24 protein-coding genes are annotated in these 22,712 nt (G+C 39.4%); 21 read left to right on the top strand and 3 right to left on the bottom strand.

The genetic code is table 11. The features are described 5' to 3' along the window. Window positions 1–123: 123 nt before the first annotated feature. The 7 genes from C5695_RS13150 (at window position 124) to C5695_RS13120 (ending at window position 7,253) form a co-directional block, all read left to right on the top strand. On the top strand, window positions 124–789 hold the full coding sequence (locus C5695_RS13150) for an O-methyltransferase (RefSeq protein WP_117731112.1): 666 nt from the start codon (window positions 124–126) through the stop codon (window positions 787–789). Beyond that, window positions 786–1,715, top strand: a complete 930-nt coding sequence (locus tag C5695_RS13145; RefSeq protein WP_117731111.1) for a peptidase U32 family protein — start codon at window positions 786–788, stop codon at window positions 1,713–1,715. Before C5695_RS13150 ends, C5695_RS13145 begins: the two co-directional genes overlap by 4 nt. Before the next feature lie 20 nt (window positions 1,716–1,735). Continuing rightward, window positions 1,736–3,004, top strand: coding sequence for a peptidase U32 family protein (locus C5695_RS13140; protein ID WP_117731110.1), 1,269 nt, complete (start codon window positions 1,736–1,738; stop codon window positions 3,002–3,004). 7 nt (window positions 3,005–3,011) lie between these two features. Beyond that, window positions 3,012–3,644, top strand: coding sequence for a uridine kinase (udk, locus tag C5695_RS13135; RefSeq protein WP_024423106.1), 633 nt, complete (start codon window positions 3,012–3,014; stop codon window positions 3,642–3,644). 609 nt (window positions 3,645–4,253) lie between these two features. After that, window positions 4,254–4,727: a transcription elongation factor GreA gene (greA, locus tag C5695_RS13130; protein ID WP_003216248.1), complete on the top strand. Its 474-nt coding sequence runs from the start codon at window positions 4,254–4,256 to the stop codon at window positions 4,725–4,727. 50 nt (window positions 4,728–4,777) lie between these two features. Continuing rightward, the gene (locus C5695_RS13125; protein WP_117731109.1) at window positions 4,778–6,520 is read left to right on the top strand and encodes a peptidoglycan D,D-transpeptidase FtsI family protein; all 1,743 of its coding nucleotides are present in this window, start codon (window positions 4,778–4,780) and stop codon (window positions 6,518–6,520) included. Between the two features lie 67 nt (window positions 6,521–6,587). Continuing rightward, on the top strand, window positions 6,588–7,253 hold the full coding sequence (locus tag C5695_RS13120) for a YrrS family protein (RefSeq protein WP_117731108.1): 666 nt from the start codon (window positions 6,588–6,590) through the stop codon (window positions 7,251–7,253). Between the two features lie 242 nt (window positions 7,254–7,495). Here C5695_RS13120 and C5695_RS13110 read toward each other — a convergent pair whose 3' ends face one another. Beyond that, window positions 7,496–7,699, bottom strand: a complete 204-nt coding sequence (locus tag C5695_RS13110) for a YrzA family protein (RefSeq protein WP_187441279.1) — start codon at window positions 7,697–7,699, stop codon at window positions 7,496–7,498. Between the two features lie 186 nt (window positions 7,700–7,885). Here C5695_RS13110 and C5695_RS13105 point away from each other — a divergent pair, with 186 nt between their 5' ends. From C5695_RS13105 to C5695_RS20615, 7 genes are all read left to right on the top strand, one after another. Beyond that, window positions 7,886–8,527 (top strand): class I SAM-dependent DNA methyltransferase, encoded by a 642-nt coding sequence (locus C5695_RS13105; protein ID WP_117731106.1) that lies wholly within the window; start codon window positions 7,886–7,888, stop codon window positions 8,525–8,527. 15 nt (window positions 8,528–8,542) lie between these two features. Next, the gene (mtnN, locus tag C5695_RS13100) at window positions 8,543–9,238 is read left to right on the top strand and encodes a 5'-methylthioadenosine/S-adenosylhomocysteine nucleosidase (protein WP_117731105.1); all 696 of its coding nucleotides are present in this window, start codon (window positions 8,543–8,545) and stop codon (window positions 9,236–9,238) included. Window positions 9,239–9,284: 46 nt separating this feature from the next. Then, window positions 9,285–10,208 carry a PLP-dependent cysteine synthase family protein gene (locus C5695_RS13095; protein ID WP_117731104.1) on the top strand — a complete coding sequence of 308 codons (924 nt, stop codon included), beginning with the start codon at window positions 9,285–9,287 and terminating at the stop codon, window positions 10,206–10,208. 1 nt (window position 10,209) lies between these two features. Beyond that, window positions 10,210–11,358, top strand: a complete 1,149-nt coding sequence (locus tag C5695_RS13090) for a bifunctional cystathionine gamma-lyase/homocysteine desulfhydrase (protein WP_117731103.1) — start codon at window positions 10,210–10,212, stop codon at window positions 11,356–11,358. A gap of 72 nt (window positions 11,359–11,430) precedes the next feature. Next, window positions 11,431–11,661 (top strand): YrhC family protein, encoded by a 231-nt coding sequence (locus tag C5695_RS13085; protein ID WP_117731102.1) that lies wholly within the window; start codon window positions 11,431–11,433, stop codon window positions 11,659–11,661. 445 nt (window positions 11,662–12,106) lie between these two features. Beyond that, window positions 12,107–12,241 (top strand): YrzI family small protein, encoded by a 135-nt coding sequence (locus C5695_RS13080; RefSeq protein WP_012010698.1) that lies wholly within the window; start codon window positions 12,107–12,109, stop codon window positions 12,239–12,241. A 160-nt stretch (window positions 12,242–12,401) separates the two neighbouring features. Then, window positions 12,402–12,563, top strand: coding sequence for a hypothetical protein (locus tag C5695_RS20615; protein WP_155267112.1), 162 nt, complete (start codon window positions 12,402–12,404; stop codon window positions 12,561–12,563). A 43-nt stretch (window positions 12,564–12,606) separates the two neighbouring features. Here C5695_RS20615 and C5695_RS13075 read toward each other — a convergent pair whose 3' ends face one another. After that, window positions 12,607–12,729 (bottom strand): YjcZ family sporulation protein, encoded by a 123-nt coding sequence (locus C5695_RS13075; protein WP_117731101.1) that lies wholly within the window; start codon window positions 12,727–12,729, stop codon window positions 12,607–12,609. A 258-nt stretch (window positions 12,730–12,987) separates the two neighbouring features. Here C5695_RS13075 and C5695_RS13070 point away from each other — a divergent pair, with 258 nt between their 5' ends. From C5695_RS13070 to C5695_RS13040, 7 genes are all read left to right on the top strand, one after another. Further along, window positions 12,988–13,590 carry a class I SAM-dependent methyltransferase gene (locus C5695_RS13070; RefSeq protein ID WP_117731100.1) on the top strand — a complete coding sequence of 201 codons (603 nt, stop codon included), beginning with the start codon at window positions 12,988–12,990 and terminating at the stop codon, window positions 13,588–13,590. Between the two features lie 230 nt (window positions 13,591–13,820). Next, window positions 13,821–15,173 (top strand): IS1182 family transposase, encoded by a 1,353-nt coding sequence (locus tag C5695_RS13065; RefSeq protein WP_117731099.1) that lies wholly within the window; start codon window positions 13,821–13,823, stop codon window positions 15,171–15,173. Between the two features lie 414 nt (window positions 15,174–15,587). Further along, on the top strand, window positions 15,588–16,802 hold the full coding sequence (gene fdhA, locus C5695_RS13060) for a formaldehyde dehydrogenase, glutathione-independent (RefSeq protein WP_050943691.1): 1,215 nt from the start codon (window positions 15,588–15,590) through the stop codon (window positions 16,800–16,802). A gap of 139 nt (window positions 16,803–16,941) precedes the next feature. Then, a protein-coding gene (locus tag C5695_RS13055) for an IS3 family transposase (protein WP_117730376.1) occupies window positions 16,942–18,092 on the top strand; the annotation gives its coding sequence in 2 pieces (ribosomal slippage) (window positions 16,942–17,215 and window positions 17,215–18,092; 1,152 coding nt in all). A 224-nt stretch (window positions 18,093–18,316) separates the two neighbouring features. Further along, entirely contained in the window at window positions 18,317–19,261 is a 945-nt protein-coding gene (locus C5695_RS13050; protein WP_117731098.1) for an ABC transporter ATP-binding protein, read from the top strand. A gap of 19 nt (window positions 19,262–19,280) precedes the next feature. After that, a complete protein-coding gene (locus C5695_RS13045; RefSeq protein WP_117731097.1) occupies window positions 19,281–20,447 on the top strand; it encodes an ABC transporter permease in 1,167 nt (388 codons plus the stop codon). After that, the gene (locus C5695_RS13040) at window positions 20,440–21,561 is read left to right on the top strand and encodes an ABC transporter permease (RefSeq protein ID WP_117731096.1); all 1,122 of its coding nucleotides are present in this window, start codon (window positions 20,440–20,442) and stop codon (window positions 21,559–21,561) included. Before C5695_RS13045 ends, C5695_RS13040 begins: the two co-directional genes overlap by 8 nt. Before the next feature lie 136 nt (window positions 21,562–21,697). On the opposite strand, the gene C5695_RS13035 is transcribed toward C5695_RS13040, so the two are convergent. Further along, window positions 21,698–22,591, bottom strand: a complete 894-nt coding sequence (locus tag C5695_RS13035; protein WP_117731095.1) for a LysR family transcriptional regulator — start codon at window positions 22,589–22,591, stop codon at window positions 21,698–21,700. Window positions 22,592–22,712 lie beyond the last annotated feature (121 nt).

The raw sequence follows: 22,712 nt of genomic DNA, 5'->3' as shown, positions 1-22,712 counted from the left end.
CCACCTCTTTGTGGTAAAATATATCGGGTTGTTTTTACTTAGATGAACGAAAGATTGACGAGAAAAGAGAGCTGCAATAGGCAGGACTCTTCTTTTTCAGGTCATGAAGGAGCTAGACAGATAATGACTATCGAAGATGATCAAATCAATGATTATATTGAACATTTAATTCACCCAAGTCCTGATGCAATCACTCAATTAGAGGTATATGCAAAAGAGCATCATGTGCCAATTATGGAAAAGGTGAGCATTGAACTTTTGCTGCAGCTGCTATCAATGAAAAAGCCGAAGAAAATTCTTGAGGTTGGGACAGCGATTGGCTACTCTGCCATTCGAATGGCGACAGCTCTGCCGGATGCTGAAATTTTCACGATTGAGCGAAATGCGAAACGCTATGAAGAAGCGACACGGAACATTGAGGAATTAAAGTTAAAAGAAAGAATACACGTGTTCTTTGGTGATGCCATGGAATCGGCTAAAACGGTCCAAACGATGGCGCCCTATGATGTGATCTTTATTGATGCTGCAAAAGGGCAGTACAAACGTTTTTTTGAGCTGTTTGAACCGATGCTTGCTCATGACGGAATGATTATTACAGACAACGTATTATTCAAAGGCTTAGTGGCAACGAACTATGAAGAAGAAATAGAAGATAAACGAAAAAAACAATTAATTGGAAAAATTGATCGATACAATCAATGGCTCATGTCAAATCCTGAATTCCAAACGTGCATCATTCCAGTTGGAGACGGGATCGCCATTAGTACAAAAAGAGGTGACCAATCATGAAAAAACCAGAATTGCTTGTGACGCCAAGCAAGGTGTCAGACGTACTTCCATTAATCGAGGCGGGAGCTGATGCATTCTTAATTGGCGAACAAACATACGGCATTCGTCTTGCAGGGGAGTTTTCAAGAGAAGATGTGAAACAGACAGTTGAACTTGCACATGCGCATCAAAAAAAAGTGTATGTGGCAATGAATGCGATTTTTCATAATGACCGTGTGCCATTGCTTGGAGATTATTTATCCTATCTCGATGCATTACACGTAGATGGCGTCGTCTTTGGAGACCCAGCTGTGATCATGGCAGCGAAGGAAACAGGTGTAAACCTGAATCTTCACTGGAGTACGGAAACAACTGGGACAAACTATTACACTTGTAACTACTGGGGCAGAAAAGGCGCAACGCGTGCTGTGCTTGCCAAAGAACTAAACATGGACAGTGTAATCGACATCAAAGAAAACGCTGAGGTCGAAATCGAAATACAAGTTCATGGCATGACATGTATGTTCCAATCAAAACGTACGCTCATCGGCAACTACTTTGAATATCAGGGCAAACAAATGGACGTTGAAGGCAGAAACATGGAGGAAGGCCTTTTCCTTCATGACCAAGAACGTCATAACAAATACCCCATTTTCGAGGATGCAAACGGCACACATATTATGAGTCCGAATGATGTGTGTATGATTGATGAATTAGAAGAATTTGTTGACGCAGGCATTGACTCATTTAAAATTGACGGAATTTTAAAGTCACTTTCTTATATGACAGAGGTGACGTCACTATATAGAAAAGCAATTGATTTATTAGCGGCTGACAAAGATGCTTATGAAGATCAGAAAGAGGACTGGGTGAAGCGAATCGAAGAGATCCAGCCAGTGAATCGTTCGATTGATACAGGATTCTTCTTTAAAGAAACGGTTTATTAATATAAGAGGAGGCAGGGGAAATGGCCCTTTTAAAAGATGGTATTTCTGAAATGATTGACGAGAAACGTGTCATTACAAAAAAACCAGAATTGCTTGCACCAGCAGGAAACTTAGAAAAGCTGAAAATTGCTGTACATTACGGAGCAGACGCCGTTTTTATTGGTGGAAAAGAATTTGGGCTTCGCTCAAATGCCGATAACTTTTCAATTGAAGAAATGGCTGAGGGCGTCGCATTTGCAAGCAAATACGGTGCACGAATTTATGTAACGACAAATATCTTTGCCCACAACGAAAACATGGATGGGCTGGAGGAATATCTTCAAGGGATTGAAGGCGCTGGAGTAGCGGGCATTATTGTGGCTGATCCGCTCATCATTGAAACATGTAAACGTGTCGCACCGAAGCTTGAAGTTCATTTAAGCACACAGCAATCTCTTTCGAACTGGAAAGCTGTTCAGTTTTGGAAAGAAGAAGGACTTGAGCGAGTGGTGCTTGCACGTGAGACAAGTGCGCTGGAAATTAGAGAAATGAAAGAAAAGGTTGATATTGAAATTGAAACATTCATTCACGGTGCGATGTGTATTGCATATTCGGGCCGCTGCGTACTCAGTAACCACATGACGGCAAGAGATTCTAACCGTGGTGGCTGCTGTCAGTCTTGCCGCTGGGATTATGACCTTTATAAACTAGAAGGTTCTGAGGAAGCGCCATTATTTGCAGATGAAGATGCTGCGTTTGCGATGAGTCCCAAAGATTTAAAACTTGTCGAATCCATCCCTCAAATGATCGAAATGGGAATCGACAGCTTAAAAATCGAAGGGCGGATGAAATCAATTCATTATGTGGCAACTGTCGTGAGTGTGTATCGCAAAGTGATTGACGCCTATTGTGCTGATCCGGATCATTTTGTCATTCAGCAAGAATGGTTAGATGAATTAGATAAATGCGCAAACCGTGATACAGCGCCAGCCTTTTTCGAAGGTGTACCAGGAACGGATGAACAAATGTTTGGCATTCATGGAAAGAAAACAACATTTGATTTCGCTGGTCTCGTTCTTCATTACGATGAAAAAGAACAAATCGTCACATTGCAGCAGCGTAACTTCTTTAAAGCTGGCGACGAAGTAGAGTTCTTCGGACCAGAAATTGAGAATTTCACATGCAAAATTGAGACGATCTGGGATGAAAAAGGACATGAACTGGATGCCGCTCGTCATCCGCTGCAAATCGTGAAATTCAAGCTCGATCAAAAAGTATACCCTAGCAACATGATGAGAAAGGGGAAATAACAGTCACATGAGGAGTAAACCAGTTGTCATTGGGATTGCTGGCGGCTCGGGTTCAGGTAAAACGAGCGTCACCAATTCGATCTATGAAAAATTTAAAGGACATTCCATCCTCATGCTTCAGCAAGATTTATATTACAAAAATCAAAGTCACATGCCATTTGAAGAGCGACTGCTCACGAACTATGATCACCCGCTTGCCTTTGACAACGACTTGATGTTTGAGCATTTGGAACAGCTCTTAAGGTACGAATCCATTGAAAAGCCAATATATGATTTCAAGCTCAACACACGTTCAGAAGAAACTGTCCATGTTGAACCGAAGGATGTCATCATCGTTGAAGGTATTTTTGCACTAGAAGACGAACGTTTGAGAGACTTAATGGATATTAAACTGTATGTCGATACAGATGCAGACCTTCGCATCATTCGCCGCATTTTACGCGATACGAAGGAAAGAGGCCGTTCAATCGATTCTGTGATTGAACAATATGTATCTGTTGTCCGACCAATGCATAATCAATTCATTGAACCGACAAAACGTTATGCCGATATTATCATTCCAGAAGGCGGCCAAAACCATGTGGCGATTGACCTCATGGTGACAAAAATTCAAACGATTCTTCAAAATCGAGCAGAGTAAACGGTAGACCTTTACAATGTAAAGGTCTCTTCATCATGATGCTGAAGAGAATAGAAGCAGCTTAAATATTTGAAGCAGTCACACTTTGATTGGAAGATTTGATATGATAGAAAAACAATGATGTGAAATAGATGTAGAGAAATGCTGTTTTCAAGCTGTATGTTGAAGTTTTTTCGATTTTGTAAAAGTATATTAAAAAAACGACAAACAAATCATCACAAATTTTCAAACAATTCTTGATCAAAATGCAATTTTGTAATAATATAGCATAGACATATCGTACACTGACCATATTATGTATTGGAAGATGGAGAATGGGTAAACTATTCTTCTACATATGATCGAAATGGCCGAACGAGGTACAGGAGCTCCCTGTGCCTTTCCACAGTTTGTGCGATAAGATAGATCAACTTTAGACCGCTGCGGTGGTCCTATCTGATAAAAGGCATAATAGTTGCATCTAAAAGGGACGCCATGTAAGATGGACTTTTACGAATATGGGACAGAAGGAATGAGGGCCTAAACATGTCCTCATTCTTGTATATTTCAGTGGTCACTCACGTGCAGAAAGTTTGTATGATGAGGATTAATAGAAGGAGTGAATGATTCATGGCACAAGAGAAAGTATTTCCAATGACAGAAGAAGGAAAACGTAAATTAGAAGAAGAGCTTGAACATTTGAAAACGGTTAAACGTAAAGAGGTTGTAGAGCGTATTAAAATTGCTAGAAGCTTTGGAGACCTCTCTGAAAACTCGGAATATGATTCTGCTAAAGAAGAGCAAGCGTTTGTAGAAGGTCGTATCACAACGCTTGATAATATGATTCGCAATGCCAAAATTATCGAAGATGAAGGAAACTCAAATATTGTCTCACTTGGTAAAACAGTCACATTCGTTGAGTTACCAGACGGTGAAGAAGAGTCTTACACAATCGTTGGAAGTGCAGAAGCTGATCCGTTTGAAGGGAAAATCTCAAACGATTCACCAATTGCTAAAAGCCTGCTAGGCAAACAAGTAGACGACAAAGTAACCGTTCAAACACCAGGCGGAGAAATGTTCGTTCAAATTGTAAAAATTTCATAATCACGTTTATACGATAAACACCTCGTCCACAATAGAGACGAGGTGTTTTTATGCGCAAAAAACGTAGAATACAATGGACAGGTGCTATTATTTTTATGCTGCTGCTCGGTCTTTTGATTAGACTAGCAGAAATTCAACTGTTTTTCACAGAATCTTTTTCAAAGCTTGATATCAATTTAATACAAGAAAGTGTCAAACAACGTACAGAAGAAGTAGTTATTTCAGATGGCCGCGGTGAATTTTTAGATCGAAACGGCAAGGCGCTTCTTACACAAGAACAGCCTGCGGTGATCTTATTTCCTTTCCTGCAATATGATCTCCCTCATTTAAAACAAACTGCCTCTATACTTGAGATGGAAGAAGATGAGCTTAAAAAACAGCTGATAGAAACGAAAAAACCTCTCATTCTTAAAGATGACATCACGAAAAAAAAGCTGAAAGACATCAATGATATGAAATATTCAGGCGTTTATGGCGTATATATGAAAGAGAAGGACAAAAAAAGACTTGCCCTCCACACATTAGGCTTCACGAGTGAAAATCCAGAATTGCTCAGAAAGCGTTATCCTGACAAAAAAGAGCTTTCCATCCGCACAGAAATCGGTACTTTTGGGCTGGAAAGTACCTTTGACGAATTTCTTTTACCGGAGCAAGACACAAAATTGTTATATCATGTGGATGGAAGGGGAAACCCTTTGTTTGGAATGGACGTCAAATATACAGCAGAGGCTCATTCATTTTATCCTCTTCAGATTCAAACAACAATTGATGAAGACATGCAAATTGAAATGGAGGAAGTCCTGAAAGAACAAGGCGTCGAAAAAGGCGGGGCCGTTCTGCTCGACATTCAAAATAGTAGTGTGCTGGCGATGGCAAGTACGCCAAATGTCACGAGCCAAAACCGGCATGAGGCAAGAAATTACATGCTGACAGCCGTGGCACCAGGTTCCATCTTTAAAACGGCTATACTTGCCGCAGCTATCGAAAAAAACCTCGACCAGCCACAAACCACGTATGACTGTCGAAAGAATTTATATGGAGAGCCAGAAGGAAAGCAGGACGTGCTGAATTTGTCTGAGAGCTTCTCGCAAAGCTGTAATTATACCTTTGCAACGCTTGCTGGAAAGCTGATACAAACAGATGATCAAATCATCGAAAAGACGGCTTCAAAGCTTGGACTGATTGATCGAGCTGGCTGGGAAGGGGATGTGTATCATCAGAAGCATTTCAAACAGTTTGATCGTGAAGAAACCGGCAGTGTGTGGGGAGATAAAAGAGACAAGCATGTCAAAAAAGCCATTGCCCAAACCGCAATAGGTCAAAAAAATGTCAAAACGACTCCTTTGCAAATCGCTAATATGATGGCTTCAATTGCAAGAGGCGGTGAACGAAAAGAAGTGAAAATCGCTGAAAAAGTGCTGTATCAAAACGGAACAACGATGCGCTCCTTTCAAAACAAACAGCCGGAGGGAGACAGTGTTGACCGCTATACAGCTCAAAAGCTGCAAAAGTACTTAAGGCAGGTGGTGACGTCTGACAAGGGAACAGGAAGAAGGTTTCAAGATCTTCCATTTGATGTAGCGGGAAAATCAGGTACTGCCCAAACCGGTAGCAAGGATAAAAAGGGGAATCCGCTGTATCATAAATGGTTTGCTGGATACTTTCCGGTGGAAAAACCAAAATACGCTCTGGTCGTTGTTCACCTTGACGAGACAAGTGGCCGGGCTAAGACAAATGATGCATTTTATGATATTGTAAAAAAGGTCAACGAAATTGAAAAGAAACAGACATAGAACATCCCTTCGTGTCATGTTAGAATAGTAACGACTTAGGGAACAGAGGCAAAGGAGTGCAGAGATTTTGAGTAGAAATTCTCGATTTGAACATCGTGATAAGCGCAGAAAGGCGAATATGGTGCTTAACATATTAATTGGTATCGTTGTGGTGCTTATTTTGGTTGTCGCATCGAGCTTATTAATTTTTAATAGACCACCGAAAGATGTAGCGAACGAACCATCAAAAACGGCACCTGCAACAAGTGAAAATAAACAAAACTCAGAAGAAGATGTGAAAGATCCAAAGAAAGACACATCTGATGATGATGCGGATGCAAAAAAAGACGATTCATCTGATCAAGACGACGATACGAAGAAGACAGATGATGAAGAAAAAACTAATAAAGATGCGTTAAAAGATGCCAAAGAAACAGACGGCGGCAAAACGAGTGACGTAGACAAAACATACGAGAGTGATGACTGGGAGCCTGTAGGGACAGAGCAATCTGGTTCACATACAGCGACTTATGATTCTAACTCAAAAGACTGGAAAGAAATGATCAAAGCCATGTCTTATGCGACAGGAATTTCAGAAGATCAACTAACAGTTCTTTGGTTAGGAAATAACGGTGGCCCTCAAGATGCAAAAGGAACCATCCGTGACAAATCAACAGGCGAACGCTATCGCGTGGAAATTACGTGGGTAGATGAAAAAGGCTGGAAACCTGTAAAGGTTGAAAAATTAAAATAAACATGAAAAAAAGATAGCAGCCATGCTATCTTTCAGATTGTTGACAAAGGGCTAAAATGATCTTTATTTTAGCCCTTTGTCTTCTTTTCAGCTCAGCGTGATAGAAAACCTTTGAAGTCTAGGAAGGACGAGTACTGGAGCGGAGCGAATTTGACATTCGTGAGCACCAGTACGCAGGACTGACAACGAATGCGAGGGTTTGTCTACACGCTGAAAGATAGCAGCCATGCTATCTTTTTTATTTAGACATTCGCCTTAAAATGAACAACTGCCGTATATATCATTCGGTCATCGATTACAGTCGTTTGGTGACTAACAGAATGAACAGTGAGCAGGATCGCCTGATTATGTTCAATTTGTTTTTGAATCTTTTGTTCAAGTTCTTTTAAAGACGATGCTTCAAAGAATTCAATTTTATCCTTTAAAAAATCCAATTGAAAATCCATTCGATTCACCCCTCCATACTCTCCATTCATCTTAATCTCTCTCCTCTAAAAGGGCAACTATTTTTCTACCCCTCCCAGTATTTATTAGTAGGAAAGAAACAGAAGATATGGTAGGATAAGAACTGTTCGACGAATCAAAACATACTATACGCATAGGAATAAAATGATAAAGTGGAGGGAAAGAAAATGGGACGTGAGTTTCTTTCTTTATTTGATCATTGGGCTGACTCATATGATGACACGGTAAGTGGTCATGATGAGCAGTATGAAGAAGTGTTTCGCCGGTATCCGGCCATTTTAAAAGAAATTGCTCGCCGTGCAGGTCAAAATGTCCTTGAGTTTGGAAGTGGCACGGGTAATCTAACAGCAGCGCTGCTTGCAGCAGATAAAAACGTGTTTGGCGTTGAACCATCAGACGCCATGAAGAAAGCGGCTCTTCAAAAGGGAATACCAGATGTGTTTCATGATGGGGATTTTTTAGCATTTCCAGCGCCGCCATTTGAGCCGGATACGATCGTCAGCTCATATGCTTTCCACCATTTAACGGACGAAGAAAAAAAACAAGCCATTCACACCTATGGCAACATCCTTCACTCAGATGGTAAAATAGTCTTTGCTGATACAATGTTTCTAAATCAAGCAGCACATCAAGCTGAAATTGACAAAGCGAAAGCCGCAGGATTCGATCAGCTAGCAGAGGATTTAGAAACGGAATATTATCCATCCATTGATGTGCTAAAGAAAATCTTTGAAGAAGAAGGATTTAGCACGTCCTTTCATCAAATGAATGATTTTGTTTGGATCGTAGAAGCGAAGAAAAGGGAATGAAAGGATGTTTTTGATTTGAAAATCGCAGTCATAGGTGCAATGGAAGAAGAAGTGACGATATTAAGAGACCAACTAAAGAATGCTACACAAGAAAGCATCGCTGGGTGTGAATTCACCACAGGTGTTTATGAAGATAAAGAAGTGATTTTATTAAAATCAGGGATCGGAAAAGTGAATGCAGCGGTCAGCACAACACTTCTGCTTGATCGCTTTCAGCCAGATTATGTGATCAATACAGGATCTGCTGGTGGTTTCCATCACTCATTAAATGTAGGAGATATTGTCATTTCTACTGATGTTAGACATCATGATGTGGATGTGACGGTTTTTAATTACGAATACGGACAAGTACCGGGGTTGCCAGCTGCTTTTGTCTCTGACGACAAGCTTGTGAAGCTAGCAGAGGAATCGGCTTTAGAGATCAATCATATTCAAGTGGCAAAAGGAACAATCGCAACTGGAGATTCGTTTATGAATGATCCAGACCGTGTAGCATTTGTGAGAGAGAAGTTTCCAGAGCTATATGCGGTAGAAATGGAAGCCGCAGCCGTTGCACAAGTTTGCCAGCTTTTTGAAACGCCATTTGTTGTCGTTCGAGCGCTTTCAGATATTGCAGGGAAAGAATCCAATGTCTCCTTTGATCAATTTCTTGAGCAAGCGGCGATTCACTCAACCGACCTTGTCTTGCGTATGATAAAGCAAATACAATAAAAGAAGGGGTTTCCCCCTTCTTTTCCATACAAAGGAAGGGAATCATATGGCTGTCATAAAAGATATTACAGAATTAATTGGCCATACACCGCTTTTAAAGCTTTCAGGGATTGGTATCCCAGAACATGTTGAGGTGTATGCAAAGCTTGAAATGATGAATCCAGGTGGAAGTATTAAAGATCGTTTAGGTGATATGCTCATAAGAGAAGCATTGGCATCTGGAAAATTGCGTCCAGGCGGAACGATTATTGAAGCAACTGCTGGAAACACAGGAATTGGGCTTGCCCTCAGTGCAAGGATGCATCAATTACGGACCATTTTTTGCGTACCAGAACATTTTAGTCAAGAAAAACAACAGCTGATGAAGGCACTTGGTGCACAGATTATTCATACACCAAGAAAAGAGGGCATGAAAGGTGCCATTGATCGAGCTCTTGAACTAGAGGCAAGCCTTGACAATGCCTATTGCGTTTTGCAATTTAAAAACCAAGTAAATCCATTGACTTACTATAAAACGCTTGGCCCAGAACTATGGTCCGACCTGCAAGGAAACATCGATGTATTCGTGGCGGGAGCGGGATCTGGAGGAACTTTTCAAGGATGTGCTGCCTATTTAAAAAAGCAGCATCCGACTTTAAAAACGGTTGTTGTGGAACCTGAAGGATCTATTTTAAATGGGGGAAATCCGGGCCCGCATAGAACAGAAGGAATTGGGCTTGAATTTATCCCAGATTATATGGAATCTGCTTTATTCGATGAGATTTACACGGTCAGTGATGATGATGCTTTCCAAATGGTGAAAGAAGCTGCTGAAAAAGAAGGCGTTCTCATCGGAAGCTCTTCTGGTGCCGCGTTATTTGCCGCTTTAGAGGAAGCGAAAAAGGCAGCACCTGGGACAGTCATTGTCACCATTTTCCCTGACAGCAGTGAACGGTATTTAAGTAAAGGAATTTATGAGGGAGGAAAATAGGATGAAACCAAAAACAATGATGATACACAGCGGAACAACTGGTGATGAAAAAACGGGTGCCGTGTCTGTTCCGATATACCAAGTGAGCACATATAAGCAACCGAAAGCAGGAGAGCATACCGGCTATGAATATTCTAGAACGGCGAATCCAACCAGAACGGCACTAGAAGCCGTTATTCGAGATCTTGAAGGGGGAGCAAACGGCTACGCATTCAGTTCAGGAATGGCTGCCATTACGGCAGTGATGATGCTGTTTAACAGCGGAGATCATATCGTCCTGACAGATGACGTATACGGAGGAACCTACCGCGTCATCACAAAAGTACTCAACCGTATCGGCATTCATGCGACCTTTGTTGACACAAGTGATCCTGAAGCGGTGAAAAAAGCGATTTTACCTGAAACAAAAGCGGTTTACATTGAATCACCAACCAATCCATTACTGAAAATGACGGATCTCGAAGCGATTGGTCAATTAACAAAAGAGGCCAACATCTTAATGATTGTTGACAATACATTTTTCACACCTTATTTCCAAAAGCCGATTGAATATGGAGCGGACATTGTCCTGCATAGTGCCACTAAATATTTAGGCGGCCACAGTGATGTCGTAGGCGGGCTTGTTGTAACAGCCACGAAAGAACTTGGAGAAGAGCTGCATTTCGTTCAAAATTCTACAGGTGGAATTCTTGGACCACAGGATTCATGGCTTCTCATGAGAGGAATCAAAACGCTTGGACTTAGAATGGAGGCGCATCAACAAAATGCACAGAAAATCGCTGAGTTTTTAGCACAACATCCAGCGGTTACACGTGTTTATTATCCTGGTCTCAGTACGCACCCTGGGCATGAACTTGCGAAAACGCAAGCATCAGGCTTCGGCGGAATGATCTCTTTTGATATTGGAAAAGAAGAACATGTCGATGTATTTTTAAGCCATCTCAAGCTGTTTACGATTGCAGAGAGTCTTGGAGCCGTTGAAAGCTTAATCTCTGTTCCTGCTCGAATGACTCATGCGTCCATTCCGAAAGACCGCAGGAAAGAGCTTGGCATCACTGATGGCTTAATTCGTATATCTGTTGGAATCGAAGATGTGGATGATTTACTGAATGATATGGAGCAAGGACTAAACGCTCTAGTGAATGGGTAGATTTACATGCCACTCCCTTTCTCTCACTATGTTAAGCTATGAGTAGACATTGATCACGGGAAGGTGAAACAAGTGAAGAAAAAGTGGAATGGTTTAGTGACAGATTACAAGCAGTACGCTTTTATTTTGCTTGCTGTCAGCACCTTTTTATATATTGGTACAATTTTACCGAACCAGCATATCGAGGCATCTCCAAAAATGCTGATGATGGGAATAGATTGTGTTTTCTTATTAGCAGCTTTTCTTTGTGTTAAACGCGCAATCTTTTTTCAAAAGAAACTGCAAGAACTAGATGAAGATTAATTCGAAAAGTCTCCTTATATGTCTGAGGAGGCTTTTTTCTTGTATTGGATATTCGGACAAGAATAACTGTAGAAATTTAGTCAAAAATACAAAAAACATCTATTTGACTAAAAACAGGTTTACAAATTGGTGCTTGCTGGATATACTAACAAAGTAATTAAAAACGTAAAGGAGGCTGAAGAATATGTTATTCGTTTCTATTTTGATCAAATCAACAAATAATTTCATTATGTCATCAGCCTGTGGAAGAGCTCGTGTCCTTCCTTTACCTTTTACGGTGCACACGCTTCAAAACTGTTAAAGTAAACGAGGATTTTACGTATCATCCATTGCAGGTTGGAAGACACTGTCTTTTGATCTGTATTTTTGTGTGCCCGCAGGTCAACTGACAAAGAAGATCTGCGGGCTATTTCGCGTGCTGCGAACTGAAGGGAGGTGAGCGTATATGACAATCCATTTATTTTTTATCACATTGACGATCCGACGAAAATACAAAGACATTGAAACGGTTCTTTATGAACAACAAGTCGAAACATTTTATGAAGAAATGAAGCAGAAACAACTAAAGTATATGAACTAAAACACGAAAAGAAAAATTGGAAAAGGAGGAGATTGACATGTTTATGATGCATGCAATGCTGGATTGTTATACGAGGGAGAAGGACCAGGTTTAGACACGCTCCACATTGATCACCTGCACATATGATATCCGTAAAAGGAGATTGTGAGGTGATCAATGAATGTCGATGTCACCATATATGAGGTTTCCGTCTGTGGGGCACGGGTATGCATCTATTCCGCATTCCTTAAAGCACGGGTACGGGAATCCATACCGAATGCAAAGAGAGCAAGAGGAAATGCTCAGACGTTATATGTATCAGTACCGAACTTATTGGTATTAAAGAAAAGGAGCAGGAAACGTCATTGTTTCCTGCTCCTTTTACATTAGCAAATCCAGCTTGCACCGATGATGATCAACAAAATGAACAGTACAACAAGCAATGCAAATCCGCCTGCAAAACCACCGCCGTAACCACCGCAGCCTCCAGAGTAACCGCCAAAGCCCATAATCTAGCACCACCTTTATCTAATCAAGATACATTCATAAAATATGCAGCTCATGCAGAAAACGAAATCAATCTGAGCACAATTAATGAAATCGCCTATTAAAGACAAAATATTTTAATGTTTTGCGAAACATTTTCTGAAAAGGTGCCGTCTAATAAAAGACAAATAAATTAGGACTAGGTCTTAAAATTTGTTAGGTGAGAGCCGATATGAAAAGTAAGAAAATTCGTATTTACTGATGCAAAGCAGGTGTTAACATTGATTCAAAGCTGGATTGGAAAACAAATGAGGGAACCAAAAGGCTTGTTCTCAAAATGGGTTGCCCGCTATATGGAAAAAAATCATCATAATATCAATGAATGGACGATTCAACTCTTAAATATACAAGAAAACGACCGGATATTAGAAATTGGGACCGGAAGAGGCATAACATTATCGAAGGTAGCAGAAAAACTTGACCGTGGAAAAGTATATGGAGTGGATGCCTCTCGTCATATGATCAAATATGCAAAAAGAAAACATAAAAAGCTCGTGGAACAAGACAAAGCCGTCATTACGCTTGGTCAAGCTGAGCATTTACCTTTTGAAGACAGATCATTCAATAAATTATTTACGGTGCAGACCATCTACTATTTGAAGGATATCGAGCAAGTCATGAAGGAAGTGTACCGCGTTCTTCAAGTAGATGGAGAAGTATTTTTATCTTTTCAACAGCAGGAGCTAATGAAAGAACAAAAGCGGTCAAAATCCTTTTCATCGTATAGTGAACAAGAGATCAGCCGTCTGTTTTCAGCGTATCACTTTAGAGAAGTGTCAGTTTATCACTATGATACATACATCTGTATCAAAGCTTTAAAATGATGAAAATATTTCCCAGGTAATGAACAAGCATTCAAAAAAGAGGCTCTTCGTTAGAGGAGCCTTTTTACGTGTAATTGAATCATATTTGATGGAACGAATCAAAAGAGACTCTTCTGATGAAGAGTCTCAGGCTGTCGAGAAAATCTCGACAGCTTTATTTTTCCCCTTAAACTTTCCATCTCCTCATTTTATAATAGAGAAAAACCCACTTAAGGAAGGTGTTTTTTCTCATGTTCCACACTAGAAATTCTTCTCAGCATGAAGCCGAATTTGTATTGCTAGATCAACTGGTCGAAGAGGATCACCTGCTTCGTAAAATTGATCAGTACATTGATTTTTCATTTATCGTAGATAAAGTAAAACCCTATTATAGTGAGAATAAAGGCCGTCCTTCTCTTGATCCGCTTATTTTGTTCAAAATGATGTTTATCGGATACCTGTACGGTATCCGTTCTGAAAGACAACTCGAAAAAGAAATTTACTATAACATGGCGTATAGATGGTTTTTAGGTTTGAACATCAATGACCCCGTTCCTCATCACTCGACCATTAGCTGGAATCGTCGTACTCGATTTAAAGATACAACGATTTTTCAAGACATTTTCGATGAGATTGTGCTTCAAGCTATCAATCATGATATGGTAGGAGGTCGCGTTCTTTTTACTGATTCAACTCACCTTAAAGCTAATGCTAATAAACATAAATATACGAGAAAAACGATTGAACAAGATACCCAGAACTATATCAATGATTTAGAAGAAGCAGTCCAAGAAGATCGGGTGGCACATGGAAAAAAGCTCTTAAAGGTAAAAGAGGAGGTGAAAACAGAAAAAGACATTCGTCAAAGTATGACTGATCCTGAAAGTGGCTATCTATATCGCGAAAACAAGCCAGAAGGCTTTTTCTATCTAGATCATCGTACAACGGATATGAAGTACAATATCATCACTGATGCTCATGTCACACCTGGAAATGTCCATGATTCTGTCCCGTATCTTGATCGATTAGATCACCAAATCGCACGATTTGGTTTTCAAGTAGAAGCTGTTGCGCTTGATTCAGGTTATTTGACAACACCAATCTGTAAAGGTTTATCTGATCGACATGTTTTTGGTGTCATTGCCCATAGACGTTTTCATCCAACAAGAGGGTTATTTGAGAAGTGGAAATTTCAGTATGATTCTGAACATGATCATTACATATGCCCACAGGGTGAGAAGCTTTTATATACGACAACTGATCGAAAAGGTTATCGATTCTACAAATCAGATCCTAAAAAATGTGCATCGTGTCCTTTCCTTGAAAGATGCACAAGGTCGAAAAATCATCAAAAGGTCATCTCAAGACACATATGGGAAGAACATAAAGAAAAGATCAGACAGAATCGGTTAACTGTCTCTGGAAAAGAGCTATATAAAAAAAGAAAAGAAAAAATAGAGCGAAGCTTTGCAGATTCAAAACAACTGCATGGGCTTCGCTACTGCCGGTTGAGGGGAAAACAAAACGTGAGTGAGCAAGTTCTCCTCACAGCTGCGTGCCAGAACATGAAAAAGATTGCCACACACCTAGCGAAGCTAGGCTAGGTGTGTGGGAAGCCTTTTTCATTAATTTTCATCCATCATACTTACGCTAAAAATAAAAAAGATTGTAGAAAAACATGAGTTTCTCTACAATCTGAGACTCTTCTGATGAAGAGTCTTTTGCATGTGATGTAGGCGCCAGCCAGGTGTGTAAGGAATGATAGTATATATAAGGAATTTGTTTGTCGATTAAGGATACCTGTCTGGCTTATTTCTTATATCGACACCGTTCTTCAAAAGTTTAGCTTTTTTTTCAATATTTTCTTTTTTATTTGACTGGAAGATACATTTTTCTCTCTGTGATAGACATTTTTCGCTTTTTTTTTATCAATTGTGCCATTTGAAGCAGGAAATTACTTAATAAATAGAGAAAATTGTAGAGACTTCATTTTTAAACAAAAAGGGAGGAATGAAAACATGTCGGGAAACAAAGGTGTCGTTTATAAAGGAGCAGGAAATGTAGCAGTTGAGGATATTGGATACCCTGATTTGATTTTAAGAGATGGCCCGGGTGTACCTAAAGCCAATGTGGGGCGCAAATGTGAACATGGCGTCATTTTAAAAGTAGTGACGACGAACATTTGCGGAAGTGACCAGCACATGGTGAGAGGTCGCACGACTGCCCCTGCGGGATTAGTTCTTGGTCATGAAATTACAGGTGAAGTCGTTGAGGTTGGACGAGATGTGGAGTTTATTCAAAAAGGAGACCTCGTGTCTGTTCCGTTTAATATTGCTTGTGGACGATGCGTCATGTGTAAGGAACAAAAAACCCATGTGTGCTTAAATGTAAACCCGGACCGTCCAGGCTCTGCCTATGGATACGTCGATATGGGCGGATGGGTTGGCGGTCAATCCGAGTACGTCATGGTGCCATATGCAGATTTCCAGCTGCTCAAATTTCCAGACAAAGATCAAGCGATGGAGAAAATACTTGATCTGACGATGCTTTCAGATATCTTCCCGACAGGTTTTCACGGCGCTTATACAGCTGGAGTAAAGCCTGGTTCAACTGTATATATTGCCGGTGCAGGGCCAGTAGGTCTCGCCGCAGCGCATTCCGCTCAGCTCCTTGGCGCTTCCACGGTCATTGTCGGTGATTTGAATGAACAAAGGCTGGAGCAAGCCAGAAGCTTTGGCTGTGAGACGATCAATTTACGAAAACATGATCGAATCGGCGAACAAATCACCAATATCTTAGGAGAGCCAGAAGTAGACTGTGCCGTCGATTGTGTCGGCTTTGAAGCTTCAGGTCATGGAGATCAAGGAGAAGCACCTGCAACCGTTTTAAATACCATTATGGATATTACAAAAGTTGGCGGTAAGCTCGGAATCCCAGGGCTTTACGTCACAGAAGACCCAGGTGCAGTGGATGCGGATGCAAAAGTTGGATCTCTGAAAGTGCGAATTGGACTTGGCTGGGCAAAAGCCCACACCTTTGTGACAGGCCAAACCCCTGTTATGCAATATCACCGCAGTCTAATGAAATCGATTTTAAGCGGACGAGCACAAATCGCCAAAGCAGTGAATGCAACCGTCATTAACCTTGATCAAGCCCCTCAAGGATACAGTGACTTTGATTCAGGTGTAGCGAAGAAATTTGTCATTGACCCACATGGGATGATTTCTAAATAATAATTCAATTTAAATAATCGAAAAAACTTACGGGAGAGTATATCGGGACTGACCCCATAAAATGAGACAAATAAAAAACACCTTCAAGTTTCAAAACGGATCGTTGTGATCCGAAATAAAACATGGAGGTGTTTTTTCTATGGGGACAAGAGTGAGTTATCCGGTTGAAGTCAAACAGAAGGCTGTAGAAATGAGATTGGCAGGCGTACCTATGAAAGAAATCTTGCAGGAATTGAATATCAAGAATAAGACGCAGGTTCAGACCTGGATGAGGTGGCATAAGGCTGGGGATACACACCGGTTCGAACAGCCTGTTGGAAAACAATATACCTATGGAAAGGGTCCCGAGTACTCTTCCGAATTAGAGAGACTGCAGGCGGAAAATCGTTATCTGAGCCAACAGAATGAAATTTTAAAAAAGTACAACGAATTGGAAAGGAAGTTGATAAGGAAACGTCAATCAAACTGGTAGAAGAATTTCGCAAAACGATGACGGTACAGGACGTTTGTGTCCATTTAGGCATCTTACGCACTTCGTATTATAGATGGAAAAAGGAGCTGAATCAGAATCAATCTAAAAGACAACTAGAGAAACAGGTCGGCACGTTGTGCCGAAAGCACAAGTATCGATATGGATATCGAAAAATCACAGCCATACTAAAAATGAGAATGCGTATTAACCATAAAACTGTTCAACGTATCATGCAGAAAAACCAGTGGCAATGCCGTGTTAAAATGAAAAAGCGTAAGAAGAATGGGCAGCCCTATGCCGTGGCCGGAAACATACTGGATCGGAACTTTCAGTCTGATCGCCCTCTTGAAAAACTAGTAACGGACATCACGTATTTGCCTTATGGACAGAAACCATTGTACCTTTCCAGTATATTGGATTTGTATAATGGAGAAGTGATTGCTTTTAATATTGGTGATAAGCAGGATACAGACTTTATCTTAAACACACTTGATCAGCTACCAGCATTGCCTAAGAACTGCGTGTTACATAGCGATCAAGGTTCTGTGTATACATCTTACGAGTATCAGAAAGCTGTTCATATAAAAGGCATTACCATGAGTATGTCCCGTAAAGGGACACCCGCTGATAATGCCTCCATCGAATCGTTTCATTCCTCACTAAAGTCTGAAACGTTCTATCTTAACAGGATTGATCGAACTACGACCACCATCGTAGAACGCACTGTCAAAGAATACATTTATTATTATAACAACATTCGTATTCAAACGAAACTAAACAACCAATCACCGATAAACTATCGGCAATTGGCTGTATAAAGGTGTTTTGATCCCTGTCTCAAAAACGGGGGTCAGTCCCATCCTGTAAGTTTTTTTATGTTCTATTTTAAAATGACCTGTACTATTTTCCTGCAATGCATCTCATGTTAAAATATATAAATTGGTAAATTTATTCTATAATTGAAGTCCATACCAGATGCTTGATTGATATTAAATGACTAGGAAGAGATATCAATAAGAAGAGAATAGGGGAGAGGTATTGATTGCTAAACGTACACGACATCAAAAAATATTATGAAGATAAACAGGTATTGAAAGGGATAACCTTTCACTTAAAAAAAGGAGAATCTTTTGGACTATTAGGTCCGAATGGTGCGGGGAAATCCACATTGATTGGCATCTTGACAGGGCTGATTCATGCCACAAGCGGCACCATAACGATTGAAGGTATAGATTTAAAAAAAGAAACAAAAAAAGCGCAGCAAATGATAGGAATTGTTCCGCAAGAGATCGCTTTATATTTACATTTGACAGCAAAAGAAAATTTAATGTTTTGGGGGAGAATGTATGGACTCAAAGGAAAAGAGTTGAAAAGCAGAGTACAAGAAACACTTGAGCTAATTGGTCTTAAAGATAGAGCAAATGATCAAGTGAAAGTATTCTCTGGAGGAATGAAAAGAAGAGTAAATATTGGTTGCGCGATATTGCATCAACCAAAACTATTAATCATGGATGAGCCTACTGTAGGCATAGATCCCCAATCTAGAAATCATATATTAGAAACAGTTAAGACATTAAATGGAGAAGGAATGACCATTATATATACTAGTCATTACATGGAAGAAGTCGAATTTTTATGTGAAAGAATCGCCATCATGGATCACGGGTCTATCATTGCTTTAGGTGATCAGCATGAATTAAGTGAGCTTATCGGAAATCAAAGAGAAATTGTTTTGACCATAAAATATGAACATGGACAAAATGATATAGATCGAGTGCGTCAATTCATCCATGAAGTCGACCCTTTGAAGGAAATCGTGGTTCAAGGAAATCAGATGAAAATATTTGATCAACATCCTCAGCAATTATTATCTCATCTTATTCAAGGTGTAACGGCATTAAATATTCAAATTATTTCAGCAAAGATTGTAGAACCAAATTTAGAAAATGTCTTTTTATATTTAACTAGTAAAAATTTGAGGGATTAGTCAGTTTAGAGGTGAACACATGAGCATCTGGGTTGTACTAAAAGATCTATTATTGTTTTTTAGAGATAAGAAAAGCTTTTTTACACTTTTTTTTATGCCTATCATATTAATTGCTATTTTAGGTGCAGCATTTGGAGATAACATGAAGAAAGATAGTGAAGTCAGGATCAATTCATTTCGAGTAGGAATAACAGATCAAGATAAGTCCGCTACAAGTAAAATGTTTCTTTCAACATTGTCTAAGAGTGAACTCAGTGACATATTTGAGGTGAAGGTCACCTCGAAAAATCAATTAGAGAAAGATTTAAATAGTAGAGACATTACAATGGGCATAATCATCAAGCCGAATTTTGAAAAAAGCCTATTAAATCTTGATCATGTGCAATTGAATATTTTGAAAGGACCTAATTCAAATCTACAGGAAATGGTTCTACAAAATGTGGTTTTGCAGTTCTTTCAAAATTACCATATGAATCGTATTCTGGTGCCGTTGAATCAAGGTAAACAAGTGGAAATCGTGTCTGATCAACTGAAAAAAGAGCTAGTGATCGAGAGGAATATTCATAACAACAGCCAGCCGATTACATCCTTCCAATACTATGCAGGCGGGATGGGTGTGCTTTTTTTATTAATGACTGTTGTTTTTCTAGTTGGAAGTATGATAGAGGAAAAAGAGGAAGATGTTTATAAAAGGCTGATTGTATCAAAATTAAGTAATACTAGTTACATCGTCGGGAAGTTATTGGGTATTGTTTTGATGAGTATGGTTCAACTTGCGGTCATTATTTTATTTACTAGCTTTGTCTTTAAGGTGAACTGGGGAGAGCCTTTTACAGTTGTTATGATCGGATGTAGTTTTATATTAAATGCTGCGGGTTTCGGAGTACTGATTGGTTCTTTTATCAATAGAGAAAAAACGTTTAACAGTGTGGGGATTTTAGGAACTCAAGTGTTAGCTGCTTTAGGTGGGAGTATGGTGCCCTTATACTTATTCCCACAATGGGTGATTGATATCAGCTATTTTTTACCTAATTCTCTTGCACTTCAAATGTTTTTGAAAAGTATGACAGGTGCTGATTTTAGTGAAATTCAAAGTGGATTATTACTTAGTTGTGGGATGGGACTAGCTTTCTTCATCATTGCTTTATTAAGAATGTCTTTTGAAAGGAAGCATCGTTATGCATAAAATATTAGCCATTATTGCTTTAAAGCTAAAAGAAACATTAAAGTCCCCATTGACCCTTATTTTTTTATTTGTTATGCCAATCGTATTTAGTTTTATCTTTGGAAGTACCACATCTGATACAAAGAAACCTACAGTTGCTTTTATTCAAGAGCCCAGCCAAGGTAAACTTGATCAAGAAATTTTTCAAATTCTCGAAAAAAACACCAAATTTCTCTGGGTAAAGGCAACTGAAACCGACGCAAAAGATTTAGTATCAGAAGAAAAGGTCATTGCGTCTGTGAAAGTCGCAAAGCCATTAAAGCCCCATCTAAAAGAAAATAGAGAGATTTTTAATGTGACAGTATATAAGAAAACTGAGGAATATGCAGTCTTATCTCCCTATTTAAAAGAGACAGCGGCCATCATTTATCAAATCAATCAGGGTGTGAAAGAGCAGAAAAGTGTTTCTCTCACCAATGCTTTGAACAAGTTAAAAGAATCTGGCACCATTTCATTGGTTGAAAAAAATCAAGAGGGTAAGACAAGCCAGCAACCAAATTTAATACCGCTTGGCTTTACTATTATGTTTATGATGTTTGCGATTTCAAGCTCTGTGTCATCCATTCATTTAGAGTATAAAGATTATACATGGCAAAGATTGCTTTCGAGTCCAATCCATAAAATATCTGTGTTATTGGGGTATTTCATAGCTTATTTTCTTCTTGGATGGATACAATTGGGTGTCCTTCTGACCATCTTATCAATATTCTTCAATGTATACTTAGGAAACTTTATGCTTATTTTAGTATTTGGTTCATTTGTTATAGGGCTTGTTGTGAGTTTAGGTTTTATGATTGCAACCTTATCTCATACAAAAAAGCAAGCTGAAGTATTTAGTGCAATTATCATTGTAGGAACTTGCATGCTAGGCGGTATTTATTGGCCATTAGATATCGTTCCAGACATTATGAAGAAGATCTCTTTGGCTATACCGCAAACTTGGATGATGTCTGGTTTTGGTGAGATGATGAGCGGTACTGTCAATCACTCAATCTTATTATTAGACATAACAGTTTTAGCTGCTTTTACGATTGTTTTTATGGTGATTGGTTTGAAAAATATCCGATCCTATTAATCTCTCTGCATGAAATTACTTTTACCTTTTAGAAAGCCTAAGCCCCTCTATATAGCTATAGAGGGCTTTTTTTATACAATAACTCTTCAGTATTTTCTAGAGGCGGGGCGATGAAAGAATTAGAAAACTGCTCATATTACCCATTTAGAAGGATATAATCCTCTGTTAAATCCACAAATGCCTTTAAAGCAGGGGACATCCATTTGTTTTTATGCCAAAATAGTTGGATTTTCGTTGTGAAACAGGGTTCCATCCAGTTGATTTTCATAATATGCCCTTCTGCTATTTCTCTTTTCACAGAAATTTCAGGAAGTACGGCGATTCCTAAACCAGCCATTACACATTTTTTGATGGCTTCTACATCTGCTAATTCTAGTTTACTTCTCGGTTTTGCTCCCGCCTGTGTCAATGAGTGTTCGAAGGCATAACGATAATCGCAGTCTTCGGTTAACAACAATCTTTGCTCGTTTAAATCAATTGGATATACTTTTTGTTTTTTGCTTAGGTGATTCATTGGACAACATACAATGGCCATTGGTTCATCTTTTAATTCTTTTACAATTAAATGTGAGGATACGACAGGATTCATCGATAATAAGGCGACATCAATTTGTCCTTCTAGTAAGAGATTTAAAACATCCTTTTCCGCTATTCCTGGGCGGAAGATCAGTTCGACTTTGGGATACTTTGTTTGAAAGTCCGTTAAAATATGAGGGAGCCGGTAGGTGCATTGTGTTTCAGATGCACATATTCTCAAAATACCGCTTGGCTCATTCATCCCTCCAACAGCCTCTAATGCTTCCCCTGTTAAACCTAATATTTTATCCGTATAATGTTGAAATTGAATGCCAGCTTCTGTTAAGATCACCCTTTTTCCAAGCCTCTCAAATAGAGGGGTTCCTAGCTCTTCTTCTAATGCGACAATATTTGCTGTGATACTAGATTGAGCATAACCAAGAATTTGTGCAGTTTTTGTAAAGTTCAATACTTTTGATGCTGTTTGGAACATCATCAGTTGCTTGATCTCCAACTTCAATCCTCCCTAAATCGGATGAGCCGATTGATATCATCAGAAAAACTCTATAGATTGATCATAACATTTTTACTATCATAAAAGTAAGCGCTTGCAATTTATATTATTTCATATATTC

The organism is Bacillus pumilus (assembly GCF_003431975.1).
In the GTDB taxonomy this organism is placed as follows: domain Bacteria; phylum Bacillota; class Bacilli; order Bacillales; family Bacillaceae; genus Bacillus; species Bacillus pumilus_N.
This window is presented reverse-complemented; position numbering and strand designations above follow the sequence as displayed.